Annotated in this window: 15 protein-coding genes; 6 read left to right on the top strand and 9 right to left on the bottom strand. The window is 57.7% G+C overall.

Annotated elements, in window-relative coordinates:
• Positions 1–10: 10 nt before the first annotated feature.
• Positions 11–220 (bottom strand): twin-arginine translocase TatA/TatE family subunit, encoded by a 210-nt coding sequence (tatA, locus tag AKU94_RS18330; protein ID WP_050528676.1) that lies wholly within the window; start codon positions 218–220, stop codon positions 11–13.
• A gap of 156 nt (positions 221–376) precedes the next feature.
• On the opposite strand from tatA, the gene AKU94_RS18325 reads away from it, so the two are divergent.
• Positions 377–742, top strand: coding sequence for a helix-turn-helix transcriptional regulator (locus tag AKU94_RS18325; RefSeq protein WP_050528753.1), 366 nt, complete (start codon positions 377–379; stop codon positions 740–742).
• A gap of 3 nt (positions 743–745) precedes the next feature.
• Here AKU94_RS18325 and AKU94_RS18320 read toward each other — a convergent pair whose 3' ends face one another.
• The 4 genes from AKU94_RS18320 to AKU94_RS18305 all read right to left on the bottom strand — a co-directional run bounded on the left by AKU94_RS18320 (position 746) and on the right by AKU94_RS18305 (position 4135).
• Positions 746–1828, bottom strand: coding sequence for an ABC transporter ATP-binding protein (locus tag AKU94_RS18320; RefSeq protein WP_050528675.1), 1083 nt, complete (start codon positions 1826–1828; stop codon positions 746–748).
• Between the two features lie 72 nt (positions 1829–1900).
• Positions 1901–2482, bottom strand: coding sequence for a histidine phosphatase family protein (locus AKU94_RS18315; RefSeq protein WP_050528674.1), 582 nt, complete (start codon positions 2480–2482; stop codon positions 1901–1903).
• Positions 2482–3369: a hypothetical protein gene (locus AKU94_RS18310; protein ID WP_157056610.1), complete on the bottom strand. Its 888-nt coding sequence runs from the start codon at positions 3367–3369 to the stop codon at positions 2482–2484. Before AKU94_RS18310 ends, AKU94_RS18315 begins: the two co-directional genes overlap by 1 nt.
• Positions 3356–4135: an SDR family oxidoreductase gene (locus AKU94_RS18305; RefSeq protein ID WP_050528672.1), complete on the bottom strand. Its 780-nt coding sequence runs from the start codon at positions 4133–4135 to the stop codon at positions 3356–3358. The genes AKU94_RS18310 and AKU94_RS18305 overlap by 14 nt, the downstream gene beginning before the upstream one ends.
• 208 nt (positions 4136–4343) lie before the next feature.
• Between AKU94_RS18305 and AKU94_RS18300 the strand changes: the two genes are divergently transcribed.
• From AKU94_RS18300 to AKU94_RS18280, 5 genes are all read left to right on the top strand, one after another.
• The gene (locus AKU94_RS18300) at positions 4344–5339 is read left to right on the top strand and encodes a Hint domain-containing protein (protein WP_050528752.1); all 996 of its coding nucleotides are present in this window, start codon (positions 4344–4346) and stop codon (positions 5337–5339) included.
• A gap of 54 nt (positions 5340–5393) precedes the next feature.
• Positions 5394–6992 (top strand): peptide chain release factor 3, encoded by a 1599-nt coding sequence (locus tag AKU94_RS18295; protein ID WP_050528671.1) that lies wholly within the window; start codon positions 5394–5396, stop codon positions 6990–6992.
• 34 nt (positions 6993–7026) lie between these two features.
• On the top strand, positions 7027–7776 hold the full coding sequence (locus tag AKU94_RS18290) for a hypothetical protein (RefSeq protein WP_050528670.1): 750 nt from the start codon (positions 7027–7029) through the stop codon (positions 7774–7776).
• A gap of 14 nt (positions 7777–7790) precedes the next feature.
• Positions 7791–8771: a glycosyltransferase family 2 protein gene (locus tag AKU94_RS18285; protein ID WP_050528669.1), complete on the top strand. Its 981-nt coding sequence runs from the start codon at positions 7791–7793 to the stop codon at positions 8769–8771.
• A gap of 197 nt (positions 8772–8968) precedes the next feature.
• Positions 8969–10507: a DEAD/DEAH box helicase gene (locus AKU94_RS18280; RefSeq protein WP_050528668.1), complete on the top strand. Its 1539-nt coding sequence runs from the start codon at positions 8969–8971 to the stop codon at positions 10505–10507.
• Positions 10508–10587: 80 nt separating this feature from the next.
• On the opposite strand, the gene AKU94_RS18275 is transcribed toward AKU94_RS18280, so the two are convergent.
• The 4 genes from AKU94_RS18275 to nuoN are packed head-to-tail and all read right to left on the bottom strand — an operon-like array spanning position 10588 to position 15248.
• Complete coding sequence (locus tag AKU94_RS18275; protein WP_050528667.1) at positions 10588–12264, bottom strand: ribonuclease J; 1677 nt, start codon at positions 12262–12264, stop codon at positions 10588–10590.
• Positions 12261–13040 (bottom strand): type III pantothenate kinase, encoded by a 780-nt coding sequence (locus AKU94_RS18270; protein WP_050528666.1) that lies wholly within the window; start codon positions 13038–13040, stop codon positions 12261–12263. Before AKU94_RS18270 ends, AKU94_RS18275 begins: the two co-directional genes overlap by 4 nt.
• 17 nt (positions 13041–13057) lie before the next feature.
• Positions 13058–13780 carry a biotin--[acetyl-CoA-carboxylase] ligase gene (locus AKU94_RS18265; RefSeq protein WP_050528665.1) on the bottom strand — a complete coding sequence of 241 codons (723 nt, stop codon included), beginning with the start codon at positions 13778–13780 and terminating at the stop codon, positions 13058–13060.
• Positions 13781–13808: 28 nt separating this feature from the next.
• Positions 13809–15248, bottom strand: coding sequence for an NADH-quinone oxidoreductase subunit NuoN (gene nuoN, locus AKU94_RS18260; RefSeq protein ID WP_050528664.1), 1440 nt, complete (start codon positions 15246–15248; stop codon positions 13809–13811).
• Positions 15249–15254: the final 6 nt, after the last annotated feature.

Below are 15254 nucleotides of genomic sequence, written 5' to 3'. Positions count from 1 at the left end.
TCAATGGCTGTCAGACTTTATCCTTGTCTTTGGGGGTCACATCCACCGCATCATCCGACGCCTTACTCAGCTCTTCTGTTTCTTCCTTCACGCCCTTTTTGAACGCATTGATGCCCTTGCCAACTTCGCCCATCAAAGACGAAACCTTGCCCCGGCCAAACAGCACAAGGACGACAACGGCAATTAAAAGAAGGCCCGGAATACCGATATTGTTAAGCATATGCCTATTCTCCTATGTCGGGCCCTGATAATAGGCCCGCAATGTTACCCTCTTCGTTTAGGGCGATTGCGCGGCGGATCAAAGGGGGATTTTGCTTTACGCGCCATGCTGCTGACAGTATTTTGTCAGTTGAAGCAAATTGACAGGCCCGACCACATGAGCCGCGACCAGCGCATATTCGATCTGATCCAGCGGATGCGGGACGGCAAATTGCACACCGCGGCCGAACTGGCGCAGGCGGTGGGCGTTTCCACCCGCACAATCTGGCGTGACATGGCTATGATGGCTGCAACCGGCATCCCCGTCGAGGGAGAGCGCGGCTTGGGGTATATCTTACGCTCGCCGCTGGTCTTGCCCCCCCTGATGCTGACGACCGAAGAGTTGGCGGCCTTGATGGACGGGCTTGCACGCGTCGGAAGTGGTGGCACCCCGCATGCCAAGGCCGCCCGCGCGTTGCGGTTCAAGATCACCACACTGCTGCCGCAGGCGGGCTTCATTCCCGACCCTGAGGATCTGGGCTAGGCTTCAGGCCTTGAACACAAAACAACGGTCGCGGCGGATCATCAACCACAAAGGGGTGCCGACCTTGGGCAAAAACACCCCCGGAACGGCGGCTGTCAGTTTGGAGCCGTCAAAATCCATTTTGAAATCCACAAGGCTTTCATGTCCCAAAAACCGCGCGCGCGACACCACACCGCGCGCAGGTGTGCCCTCCAACGAGGTTGGATTAGGGCCGCGACCGGCACGATCAAAGTCGATCTTCAAGTGCTGCGGGCGGATCACAATGTCGACACTTCCGCCATCTTGATGCCCCGGCGTCAGAAAGGCACCAAAGGGGGTCTGCGTCAGCGCCCCTTTGGAAACCCCCCTGATCACATTAATATCGCTAAAGAATGCTGCGGCCTCTTTATCGGCGGGGGCGTTATAGATATTATAGGGAGAGCCCCTTTGCACAATCTCTCCATCGCGCATCAAGGCGATCTCATCGGCCATGCGCAGCGCCTCTTCCGGTTCATGGGTAACCAACAGGACGGCGGCGCCTTCTTCTTTCAACACCTCAAGTGTGGTATCGCGGATGCCATCGCGCAGACGGTTATCGAGGCCCGAAAACGGCTCATCCATCAGCATCACACGCGGACGCGGGGCAAGGGCGCGGGCAAGGGCCACGCGCTGCTGCTCCCCTCCCGAAAGCTCATGCGGGTATTTGCGGTCAAAACCTGAAAGGTTCACCCGGTCCAACAATTCCGCCACGCGGGTCGCCTTTTTCGTGCTGTCTCCCTGCAGTCCGAAGGCCACATTCTTGGCAATGGTCAGATGCGGAAACAGGGCAAAATCCTGAAACATCATGCCGACGCCGCGGGCCTCTGGCGGCAGTTGGCGACTGGCATCGCAAACCGTTTTCCCGTCGATCTTTATGGTTCCGCTATCGGGCGCCTCCACGCCAGCGATCATCCGCAAGGTGGTGGATTTTCCACAACCCGAGGGGCCAAGCAGACATGTGACCTGCCCCGCAGCAACAGTAAGCGACAGGTCGCTGACAACTGCACGAGGCCCAAACTTCCGGGTCAGATTGCTGGCTTGGAGACGGGGTGTTGCGGTTTGGGGCATCTGGGCGCCGGACCTTACCTTATAAATTCAATCGGAAATAATTAGCAGGCCCCACCACAAGGGGCAAGCCATTCACTTGGCTGAAGCGGTTTCCAACGCTTGCCAACCATGCGTGGGCTCAAAACCCGCACTGTCGTAATTACCCGCCCAAAAGCTGCCACCACGGCGCTGACCCGCAGCGCGCGTGATCGGGGTCTTGGTCAGCGCGGACCATAGGAAACTGCCAACAGCGCCATGGCCGACAAAGATCATATCGTCTGAAACTTCGGACAGAACCTCTTGGAAACATTTTATAATTCTTGCTGATGCAACATTGGCGGATTCCCAGCCCTCAGGGCCAACCGCGGGCCGGTCAAAGAGCGCGCAGGTCAATAGATCATACCGGTCCTGCGGCACATAGCCGGTGGCGCGCCGGTCAACCCCTCCCATTTCGGGGTGGGTATGCAGCGGCAGCGCAAAAGCCTGCGACAAAATCTCTGCGGTTTGTTGGGCTTTTACCTCCGGTGAGGCGATAAGCCGCCAGCCGCGTCCCGGCCAGCCCCGCTTGATCGCTGCGCGCAGGCGACGACGCCCCTGATCGGACAATTCCCATTCAGGACCAGGTACTTGCGGGTCAATCTTCACCTCGGGGTGGGACAGGTACAAAATCCGCATTACTTCGTTGTCCCGCCATAGAAACGGATGATATCCCCGCGCGTCTTGCCCAGAATGAAATCAGACCAAATCAAAGTCCGGCCTTTCGGATCAGTCACGCGCGCGCCCTCGGACATCTTCAAAAGCTCATCGGGCTTGATCTCCACCCCGCACAGGGTCACGGCAATCAGACCTTGGCGACGGGACCGCACCCAAGGCAGAACCGCCCAGATATAGCTGAGCAGATTGATCCGCGACATAAACTCGGTCGGGAATTTTACCGCCAGACTGTTCGGGATGGCCTCTACCGTTTCTTGCGCGGCCCAACTCATGAAGCGTTCGTCGGCGATCATGGGACGAAACCACCATTCCTGCTTTTTAGTCCAGAATTCAATAAATTGCGCGGCGATCTTTGTGTGATGCTTTGGATGGAATGCCACCAAAGAGGAGTTCCCGCGCGCGTATTTCCGCCCCTTCGTCCGCCGCCAGATAAACCGTCCCACAGCCCCCAAAGGCACAATCGCGCTTTGCAGCAACATCAAGCCATCCGGTCGCGGCAGCAGATCCAGTATGCGCTTCAGGTCCCCCGTCACCACGGTATCGAGATCGATATAAAGCGCGGGCAGATCATCGGCCAGAACGCCCTTGTCAAACATCGCAAGCTTGGTCTGACAGCCTGCGCCGCGGAATTGAGGCGTCAGCCAGAAGTCGGGGATCATCCGCAGTTCTGCCCTTGGGTCGAGGTCCGGGCGCGCGCGATCCGACAGCAGCACAAACCGCGGCTGGCTGCTGGCATGATCGGCAATCGCATCGATCAAGCGGTTTACAATGGCGACATCATATTTGTCGCCCCATAGAAACATGACGCATTGCCAGTCCGGCGCGCACTCCCCCTCAGATTGTGGCATTGATCGCCCCGCCATCCAACAAGAGGTTCTGCCCCACGATAAAGCCCGCCTTATCCGAACACAAAAACGCACAGGCCGCGCCAAATTCCGCAGGCGTGCCATAGCGGCGGGCCGGGATGGTCGCTTCACGCTGTTTGCGGGCGGCGTCCATGTCGATGCCTTGCGCCTCAGCCACGCCGGTATCAAGGCTGGTCGCGCGGTCGGTGTCATGGATGCCGGGCAGCAGGTTGTTGATCGTGACCCCATGCGGGGCCACTTGCCGCGCGGTGCCCGCAACAAAGCCGGTCAAGCCCGTGCGCGCCGCATTCGACAGGCCAAGCTGGGGGATCGGCGCCTTGACGGACCCCGAGGTAATATTCACCACCCGGCCCCAATTGCGCGCGATCATTCCCGGCAACAGCGCCTGCATCAAGGCAATCGGCGCCAGCATATTGCCGTCCAACGCCTTGATAAAATCGTCGCGCGACCAATCCGACCAGACACCGGGGGGCGGGCCGCCTGCGTTCGTAACCAGAATATCCGCCCCATCGGCCTTGGCCAGAACGGCGGCGCGGCCTTCGTCGGTGGTGATGTCGGCCGCAACTGTGGTGACATTCACTCCATAGGTGGCGCGGATATGGGCGGCGGTGCCTTCGAGCGCCTCTGCGCCGCGCGCATTGATCACAAGGTTCACTCCCGCTTCGGCCAGCGCCTCGGCGCAGCCGCGCCCCAATCCTTTGGAGGCCGCACAAACCAACGCCGTTTTGCCCTTGATCCCCAGATCCATAATGTCACTCCCCTGCGCATGAATTCATTGCTCTCTGGCTATCAGCCGGGTGCGAAAAGGGAAAGTGGCATGACACAATTCACGCTGGCAGCGAGTATTTTCGGAAATACAAAGAAACTGGCGTCGATCTTAAGGATTTGCTAGGGATAATGCCGAACACTCTGGCTGAGCCTTCTCCCTTGTATTGAACAACTTTGTGAGCTTCGCGATGAAAAACGTCACCCTGCCTGATCAGGTCTGTCAGGTTTTTCAGGCCGATGACATGGTTGTCACCATCGGCGTGAATATGGATGACGGGCTCTTTGGGCCAGAGGACGTCTGTCTTGGCGATATCTATGAGCTGATGCAGGACGCCAGAGCGCAAAAACTGATCCTGAACCGCAGCGGCAACAGCCAGACCGTGGCCGAGGGCAGCAGTATCGGTGTGCCCCACTCTTCCGTTACCCTGATTGCGCGCTATACCATGATGGCCTCTGACGGTGAGAGGGTAGAGCTTCTTGCCCTTCGGCTGGAACAGGATGGTAGCTATTGGGTGCTGCCCTTATCCCCGATCGGGATGGGCATCGACTATACCTTGCTTAAAATGGAGGCGCCGCAACCTTCCGAACGCCTGCTGGATCTGCTATGCATTTCATTTGGGCGGGGGACATTGATTACATTGGGAAATGGTGCGCAGCGCCCGATTGAGGATCTCTCTGTCGGTGACCGGATTCTGACCCGTGATCACGGCCCACAAGAGCTGCGCTGGCTGGGCAAGGTGACCTTGCGGGCCGTCGGCGCCTATGCGCCCGTGGTGATACCGGCGGGCGAGATCGAAAATGCGGGCGATCTGATCATCAGCCAACATCACCGCGTGTTCCGCTACCTGCGCCACCGCGGGGGCGACGTCGCAAAACCCGAGGTTCTGGTACAGGCCAAACATCTGGTCGACGGCGAGCGTATCTTTATCCGAGAGGGCGGCTATGTGGATTACTTCAGCCTTGTCTTCGACAGCCACGAGGTCATCTATGCCGAGGGTATTCCCGCCGAGAGCCTGTTGGTGACAGAGGCGACCGTTTCGCGCCTGCCCTCAGATCTTGCCGCCGAAGTACAGGCGCGCTTCCCCGGAGTGAGCCAGAATCAGCATTTTGGAATTGAGGCAGGACCACAAGTTGTGGCCGCCCTCAGACACGATGTGGCAAAACGTCGGCGCGGCACACCCTGAAAGGTCATATCACGCCAGTTGCGAAGCATCGAAATAGCGGATATGTGCCAGCCTATGCAGCAAAATCGCCCCCCCCTTCCGCCCGAAATCGCCCGCCGCCGGACCTTTGCGATCATCGCACATCCGGACGCCGGTAAAACCACATTGACCGAAAAGTTCCTGCTGTTTGGCGGGGCGATCCAGATGGCGGGCCAAGTGCGTGCCAAGGGTGAGGCACGGCGCACCAAATCCGACTTCATCAAGATGGAGCAGGACCGCGGGATTTCGGTCTCGGCCTCGGCAATGTCCTTTGATTTTCGTGAGTACCGGTTCAATCTGGTCGACACCCCCGGCCACTCCGATTTCTCCGAAGATACCTACCGCACGCTGACGGCGGTGGATGCGGCCGTGATGGTTATCGACGGCGCAAAGGGTGTCGAAAGCCAGACCCGCAAGCTGTTCGAGGTGTGCCGTCTGCGCGACCTGCCGATCCTGACGTTTTGTAACAAGATGGACCGTGAGGCCCGCGACACCTTTGAAATCATTGACGAGATTCAGGAAAATCTGGCGATTGACGTCTCGCCCGCCAGTTGGCCTATCGGGTCGGGGCGCGATTTTCTGGGCTGCTATGACATTTTGAATGATCGTCTTGAGTTGATGGACCGCGCCGATCGTAACCGCGTGGCCGAGACCATCTCGATCAACGGCCTCGATGATCCGAAACTGGCCGAACATATCCCCGCCGAGGCGCTGGAACGTCTGCGTGACGAGCTGGAGATGGCCCGCGAATTGCTGCCCGCGCTGGACCGTGAGGCGCTTTTGAACGGGTCGATGACGCCGATCTGGTTCGGCTCTGCGATCAACTCTTTCGGGGTCAAGGAATTGATGGACGGAATCGCCAAATTCGGCCCCGAGCCACAACCCCAACCCACCGCCACGCGTGAGGTGATGCCCGAGGAAACCACCGTCGCGGGAATGGTGTTCAAGGTGCAGGCCAATATGGATCCCAAGCACCGCGACCGTGTGGCCTTTGTCCGGCTTGCCTCGGGCCATTTCACCCGCGGGATGAAGCTGAACCATGTGCGCAGCAAAAAGGTGATGACGATCAGCAGCCCCGTGCTGTTTCTTGCCGCCGACCGCGAGTTGGCCGAAGAGGCCTGGGCCGGCGATATCATCGGCATTCCCAACCACGGTCAGCTGCGCATCGGCGATGCCCTGACCGAGGGGGAGGCGCTGCGCTTTACCGGCATCCCCTCCTTTGCGCCGGAACTCTTGCAAGGGGTGCGCGCGGGCGATCCGCTCAAGGCGAAACATCTGGAGAAGGCACTTTTGCAGTTTGCCGAGGAAGGTGCCGCCAAAGTGTTCAAGCCGATGATCGGGTCGGGCTATATCGTGGGGGTTGTGGGCGCGTTGCAGTTTGACGTGCTCGCCAGCCGGATTGAGCAGGAATATTCGCTGCCCGTCCGGTTTGAGCCGTCTCAATTCACCTCTGCCCGCTGGGTGCAGGGGCCCAAACCCGAGATGGATAAATTCATGGCCGTCAACAAGGGTCATATCGCCCAAGACAGCGATGGGGACACCGTGTTTCTGACGCGCTTGCAATGGGATATCGACCGCATCGCCCGCGACTACCCCGAATTGAAGCTGACCGCGACAAAGGAGATGATGGCATAACCTTTGCGCCGGACCGATCAAGATAAGGCAGAGCATGACCGACCCCACCTATCCCGATGCCCCCCAAAGCCTGATCACGCATTGGGACAAAAGGCGTGGCCCGCTGCGCCACCATGGGGGCGAGGGGTTGCCGGGGCTGGATGTTGATCTGGCCGCATTGGCACGCATCACCTTGCCGCCCTCCCCCCCCGATCTGCCCGAGGGGGCCAGCCGTCACGCCACCAAAGAGCATGAGCTGCGCCGTGAGCTTGGCGGCCAGTCAGAGCTGGCCTTGCTGCACGCGCTGGTGATTTCCCATCTGCGCAAGCGTCGCTTTCCAGATCACGCCCCTGCGCTGTTTCGCAAAACCTGGGCCGAGCAATCCCCCTATCTTTTGAACTTTTTGAACACACGTTGGCTGATTTCGGCAGTTATTACCTTTGGCGAACATGGCGCGACCATGAATGAAAAGCTGTTGGGGCGCGAAATGGGGATGCTGTTTTCGGTCATGAAGCTCTATGAATTTGAACGGCTCCACAGCGGCAAAGCCCCTGATGAAGCCTTTGGCCTGCGCCGCCTCAAGGCGGATATGCCGCTGGATATGACGCCTTTCTCACTGGGCTCAGGGGGGTTGGATATTAACCTGCTTGCGCCACTTTGGCAGCGCGCGCTGGCGGAACCGGTGATGGGTCCGCTTGGCTGCACACTGCTGGAGCGGCTGAACCATGACAAGGGCGGCCTTTTTCGGCGTATATCTCAAATGCGCGTCAAAAAGCAGGCGCGGATCGCTGCACGCAAGCCGTAAAGGCAGGGGGCAACATGACCAAGATGAGGGCCTTTCTGGTTACCACCGCCACGAATGAGGCGCCCTATTTTTTGGAATGGGTCGCCCATCATCAGGAGCTTGGCTTTACCGATATCGTTATTTTTCAGAATGATAGCGATGATTTGACACATGAAACCCTGTTTGCCCTGCGCAAGATCGGAGCAATCAAATATTTCTATAACCGCGCCGAAAAACCCCAAGTCAAAACGCAAGCCTATACCCGCGCCAGCGCGTTCCCTGAATTCCGGGAAAGTGATTGGGCGATGGCGCTGGATATGAACGAATTTCTGGTGGTCAAAACCGGCGATGGCACCTTAGCCGACCTGATTGCAGCGGTGCCGGAAAGCGATTGCCTGCATATCAATCGGCGCGATTTCGGCAGTTCCGGCTTTGAGTTGCTGACAGATGAGCTGGTAACGGACCGTTTTTGCATGGCCGACCGCCCGCTTGGCCCCAAAGGCAATGCGACACCTTACAAATGCCTGTTCCGGCCTAGCGTGTTTCAACGGCCCGGCATTCACCACCCCGAACTGCCCGCAATCGCGCCCGAGGCTATTCGCTATCGCAACGGCAGCGACTTGCACCCCGATGACTACCGTGTCAAAAATATTCTGTCGACCGATGCGCGCGGCTGCGCCTTTGCGCAGATCAACCACTATGCATCACGCGATCTGGCCAGCTTCATGTTGAAATCTCTGGCCAGCCCCGGCAGCACCGCCAACCGCCGCGTGGCCTTTCGCCACTGGAAAAAACGCAACAAAAACATTGAAATCGACGATTGTATGGCACTATGGCAAGAGCGGATCATCGCCCGAATGGCGGCCTTGAATGCGGCCTCTGGCGGGCAGTTGAAAGAGCTGCGCGAAACCGCCATCTACACCCATCTTGCGCGCTACTATATGTTGTTGCAAACTCCTATCATGCGGGCCTTTCGTGACAGGTGCAAATCGCATACCAAAGCAGCAACGGATTAATGCCGTCGTACCCAGCTGATCTGCCCCATCTGCGCGGGTATATTCAAACGGACACACAAGGTTTTGCGGCTTCAACTTGACCTTTGGCCCTAAAAAGGCTAATTGCTGTCACGCCTTCGGGCATTGACGCCGGGACGCCCGGAAATCTTGCGTCCCATCCCATTTTTGCGGTCCGATACCGCATATACAGGACGCACATGACCAAATTCTCTGATCTCGCGCTGGATCCCCGCGTGTTGAAAGCAGTGGCCGAAGCTGGCTACGAATCCCCAACCCCGATCCAGGAGCAAGCGATTCCCCATGCGCTTGAAGGGCGGGATGTTTTGGGTATCGCGCAAACAGGCACCGGCAAAACGGCAAGCTTTACGCTGCCGATGATCACCCTTTTGGGCAAGGGCCGCGCCCGCGCCCGGATGCCGCGCTCATTGGTGCTGGCCCCAACACGGGAACTGGCCGCACAGGTTGCCGAAAACTTTGATATTTATGCCAAACACACTAAACTGACCAAGGCGCTTTTGATCGGCGGCGTCGCATTTGGTGAGCAGGACAAGCTGATCGACCGCGGCGTTGACGTGCTGATTGCGACCCCCGGCCGCCTGCTCGATCACTTTGAGCGGGGTAAGCTTTTGCTGCAAGGCGTGCAGATCATGGTGGTCGATGAGGCCGACCGGATGCTCGATATGGGCTTTATTCCTGATATTGAAAAAATCTTCAGCCTGACGCCGTTCACACGCCAGACTTTCTTTTACTCTGCCACCATGGCACCCGAGATTGAACGGATCACCAATACATTCCTGTCCGCCGCCGTGAAGATCGAGGTGGCGCGCCAAAACTCCAGCTCTGAGACGATCACGCAAAAACTGATTGAAGTGGTGCCGACCCGTAAGGACCGCACCGCCTCGCAAAAACGTGATGTTTTGCGCGCCCTGATTCGAGCCGAAGGCGAAAGCTGCACCAATGCGATCATTTTCTGCAATCGGAAATCGGACGTGGATATTGTTTCCAAGTCATTGAAACAGCATGGTTTCAACGCCTCGCCAATCCATGGCGATCTGGACCAATCGGTGCGGACCCGCACGCTGGACGGCTTCCGCGAAGGGTCGGTTCACTTGCTTGTTGCCTCTGATGTGGCAGCACGCGGTCTGGATGTGCCCGCCGTCAGTCATGTTTTCAACTTTGACGTGCCAAGCCATCCCGAGGATTACGTTCACCGTATCGGTCGTACTGGCCGCGCCGGGCGCGAAGGGAAGGCCTTTACGCTGTCTTCCCCGACAGATGCGAAATATCTGGCCGCGATCGAGCAGCTTATCGGCAAAACCATTCCGCGCGGCGAATTGCCTGGGGATAAGAATGAAAAACCGGCCCCTGCAGCCAAAGAAGCCAAACCCGATGAGGTCGAGAAATCTGGCCGCAGCCGAACACGGAGCCGGACCCGCAAGACCGATAAGGTAGAACTTGTCGCAGCCGAGGCAGCTCCGCCAGAGCCCCAGCCCGCAAAAGAGATCGCTGCAAAGGAAACTGCAACAGCTGACACCCCGATCAAGGAGTCCCGCCGCGCACCGCGTGAGACGCGGCGCGATGACAGACGGGGCGACCGGCGCAATGGTAACGGCAATGGTAATGACCGAGTTATTGGCATGGGCGACCACGTGCCTGATTTCATTCTGCGCAGTTTCAAGCTTGAGGAACACTCTGACGATGACGAAGACAGCACTGATGTAGCGCAAGTTGAATAATCGCAGCATCCGCATTTGATCAGCCATAAAAAAGGCGCGCAAGGTTTCCCTTGCGCGCCTTTTTCTTGATGCATTTACAATCAGCCTTCGGTCAAGCGGCTGACAACCACGGTCACTTCGGGCTTTTTACCGATTTCTTCCATACAGATCTGGCGTACGACACGACGCACGGCCTCATCCAGCTTGGAATCGTCCTTCAAAACTTTTTTGCCTGCCCCGTCGAGATATTCGGTCAGATCCGCCTCAAGCGTCTCCGCCAAAACAGCACCGGTGCGCCCCTTCTCTGCCAGACCTTTGACCTCTACCCAGGCGTCGCCCAGCAAGGAATCAGCCTCATCGAGCAGAAGCGTCACCATCACATGACCGTTGAGAACCATCCGGATCCGGTCCCGCACAACACCATCCCGCGCGCCAATCATAACGGAACCGTCAAGATAGGTGCGACCCGCCTCGATATATTCGGCAACATCCGGCTTCTTGCCGGTAAGATCCATCATCATGCCATTGATTACAACATCCGACACCCGGCCCGCAGCCATTGCAATCCGCGCATGTTCGCGCAGGTGACGGTGTTCACCGTGCATCGGGATCACCATTTCGGGGTCCAGTACACGGTGGACAGCCTCAAGATCGGGGCGGTTGGCATGCCCGGAGACATGATAAAGCCCGCCACTGTCATCCACAATATTCACGCCCATCTCGGAAAAAGCGTTCATGATGGAAATCACGCCACGTTCATTGCCCGGAATGGTTTTGGACGAGAACAGGAAGGTATCGCCTTCCTTCATAGACAGGCCCAGATATTTCCCGCGGGACAGTTGCGCTGAAGCCGCCCGCCGTTCTCCCTGACTGCCGGTAACGATCAACATCAGATCGCCGCGCGGAACCTCTTGCGCCTCTTCGGGGCTGATAGTGCGTGGAAAGCCGGTCAAAACGCCCGACGCCTCGGCCGCAGAAACCATCCGCCGCATCGCACGCCCCAAAAGACAAATCGTGCGCCCGGCAGCCTGGGCCGCCTCTGCCAGTGTTTTCAGACGCGCAACGTTAGAGGCAAAAGTCGTGGCCACGACCATTCCGCGTTGGGCGCTGATCAACTCGCGCAGAGGGTCGCGCAAAGATGCCTCAGAGCGGCCTGCATGCAGTGAAAACACATTGGTACTGTCACACATCAAGGCCTTGACGGGACGTTCCTGTGCGATGGCCTTGAACACATCCGGCTGCCAAGCCTCACCGACCAAAGGCTCTTCGTCAAGTTTGAAGTCACCCGAATGCACGATCCGGCCCGCCTCGGTATCAATGATCAAAGCCGAGCTTTCGGGAATGGAATGGGCAACAGGTACGAACTGCACATCAAACGGGCCGGCCTTGACCACATCGGGGCGCGGTTCAACCACTGTGATCGCGTCTTTGGGGTGGCCGTGTTCATCAAATTTCAGCTTGCCGATGGTCGCGGTAAAGCGGCGGGCATAGACCGGGCATTTAAATCGCGACCAGAAATGAGCAACCGCACCGATGTGGTCTTCATGGGCGTGGGTGATGAAAATCGCCTCCAGCCGGTCCTTGCGCGCCTCAAGCCACGAAATATCGGGCATGATCAAATCAACCCCAGGGGTCGTATCCATATCGGGAAAGGCCACGCCCAGATCCACAAGGATCAGGCGTTCTTTATCCTCTGGCCCATAACCATAAACATATGCGTTCATCCCAATCTCTCCCGCGCCGCCGAGGGGGAGATAAATTAACCGGTTCGCTTTCATGCGGTGTCTCGATCCTTATTCAGTTCATTTATGAGGACAAGACCATGCATGGTCAAATCATCCTCGATTGCGTCAAAAATTTCTGTTCCCTGTTGGAACAACGGGGCAAGCCCCCCGGTGGCTATCACTTTCATCGGGCGGATATGTTCCACCCTGATCTGGCGGCAAATGCCCTCAACCAAACCGATATAGCCCCAATACACCCCCGATTGCATACAAGCTACCGTATTCTTTCCAATAGTTTGGGCGGGAAGCGTAACATCCACATGTGGCAAGGCCGCGGTCGCCGCCGATAACGCGGCAAGGCTAAGGTTGACACCAGGGGCAATGACGCCACCGATATAAGCGCCATCCCGGTCCACAACGTCAAAGGTGGTGGCCGTGCCAAAATCAACCAGGATCAGATCCCCCCCATGTCGATCAAACCCCGACACGGAGTTCACCAGCCGGTCCGGCCCCACGGTGGTGCCGTAATCCACCCTAGGGTCAACGGGCAACCGACAATCCGGCCGACCCACAACCAAAGGGCGACAGCCGAAATAGCGGTCCGTAAGAACCCTCAGATTGAACACAACACGCGGAACGGTAGAAGAAATGATAACCTCAGTGATGTGAACCTCCATCTTGTGAAGGTTCATCAATGTCGTCAGCCAAACAAAGTATTCATCAGCCGTCCGCTTGTGATCAGTGGAACAGCGCCAAGTCGCAATGAATTCTGTCCCGTCCCAGATAGAAAACACGGTGTTGGTGTTCCCGCAATCAATTGCCATCAGCATGATGCCAGGCCCCCATCTCAAAAGAAAATCTCTGCCGCTGGAATGGCACGGCGCCCCCGCGTGGTTTTCAAGATCAACGCGCCTGACGCGTCGATGGTTTCAAAAACGCCGGTCTCAGAACTGGTGCCCGTGCGCGCAGTGATGGTTTCGCCCAAGCGCGCAGCATGTGAAAGCCAAGCCGTGCGCAAAGGTGAAAACCCCTGATTGGCAAAGATCGATTCCCAATGCGCATAGGATTTGGCCAGCGCCGTCAGAAAGGCCTCCGGGGAAATGCGGACCCCGGTCTCGGCCAGCAGGGAGACCGGCGGGGTTGCGCCCTGCTCTACCAGATCGCGCGGCGGGGCGGCGATCAGGTTTACGCCGATGCCGATACACAGTTGGGATATTTTAGGTCCAGCCCCGTTGCTTTCAAGCAAGATGCCCGCAAGCTTGCCTCCGTTAAGCAAAACATCATTTGGCCATTTCAGCGATAGCCCAACCTCAAGCCCTGTCAACGCGACACAGGCATCACGCAATGCGAGCGCCGCACCAAAGGACCGCAGTGCAACCTGCGCCGCATCTTCTGTGGGCTGAAGCACAAGCGTGCCATAAAAATTTCCACGAGGGCTTTGCCATGGGCGCCCGCGACGACCACGGCCGCCTGTTTGTTCGGCCGCCGTGATCCATGTCGGACCAGCGGGGGCAAGCTGTGCCGCATATGCATTGGTGCTGTCCACACTATCGAGCGAAATCCGGGCCACCCCATGCGGCCAGCCCGGAGCGACCTCATTACCGGACAAGCGCTTCCGCCGCGATCTGTGCCACGCCCTCAACGCCAAAGAGGTTGACGACGCCAAACACCATCACCGCTGCAGAGCCCATAAGCGCGATCCACTGTACCCGGCCAATTTGGGCATCGATACCGTCGCCCTCATTGCCAAAATACATGAAGTATACGACACGAAGATAATAAAACGCACCGATCACCGAGGCAACAGCACCCGACACCGCAAGCCATGTCATATCTGCATTGACCGCCGCCTGCAGCACATAGAACTTGCCAAAGAAGCCCAGCATCGGCGGCACACCCGCAAGGCTAAAGAGCAGTACCAACATGGCCAGCGCCTGCAAAGGAGCCTTTTTCGACAGCATGTTCAGACCGTCAATCGTCGTCACTGGCACCCCGTCACGTTCCATCGACAGGATAAAGGCAAATGTGCCGATGTTCATGCTGACATAGATCACCACATAGATCAGCATTGCCTGCACGCCAAACACCGTACCGGATGCAAGCCCGATCATCGCGAACCCCATATGTGAAATAGAGGAATACGCCATCAGACGCTTGATATCACGCTGACCGATCGCGGCAATCGCGCCAACAAACATCGACAGGATGGAAAGCACTGCGATAACCTGCCCCCATTGACCGGGGATCGCGCCAAATGCGTCATACATCAGACGGGCCAAAAGCGCCATTGCCGCAACCTTTGGGGCGGTCGCGAAAAAGGCTGTGACCGGCGTTGGCGAGCCTTCATAAACATCAGGTGTCCACATATGAAACGGCACCGCAGAAACCTTGAACGCCAGACCGGTGATCAAAAAGACCAAGCCAAAGATCAGCCCAAGCGGCACATCACCCTGCCCCAAGGTGGACAAGATGCCTGCAAATTCAGTCGTGCCCGCATAGCCATAGGTGAGCGCCGCACCGTAAAGCAAAATCCCTGATGAAAGCGATCCAAGCACAAAATACTTGAGACCGGCCTCGGAGGACTTCACGCTGTCACGCCGCAAACTTGCCACCACGTAAAGCGCCAAGGATTGCAGCTCCAACCCCATATAAAGCGCGATAAGATCGCCAGCCGAGACCATGAACATCATGCCAAGCACCGAAAGCGCGATCAAAATCGGATATTCAAACCGCATCAGCCCGCGTTTGACCATATAATCATGGCTGATGGCCAGAACCGCCGCAGCTGACAGCAGTATCGTTACCTTGGCAAAGCGCGCAAAGGGATCATCGTTGAACAAACCGTCAAAGGCGACCCGCTCACCGCTGGTACCGATACCGATCCAGAAGGCAAGGATTACAAAAACCCCGGCCATGCCCCAGTTCAGCGATGAAGCAAGTGCATCCTTACCCGTATAAACCACCCCAAGCAACGCGGCCATAGCGACAAGCGCCAAGGTGATCTCCGGGAGGACGGTTGAAAAATCTATCGGAGTCATCTGTCG

Origin of the sequence: Pseudorhodobacter aquimaris (assembly GCF_001202025.1) — a bacterium.
Taxonomy (GTDB): Bacteria; Pseudomonadota; Alphaproteobacteria; order Rhodobacterales; family Rhodobacteraceae; genus Pseudorhodobacter; species Pseudorhodobacter aquimaris.
This window is presented reverse-complemented; position numbering and strand designations above follow the sequence as displayed.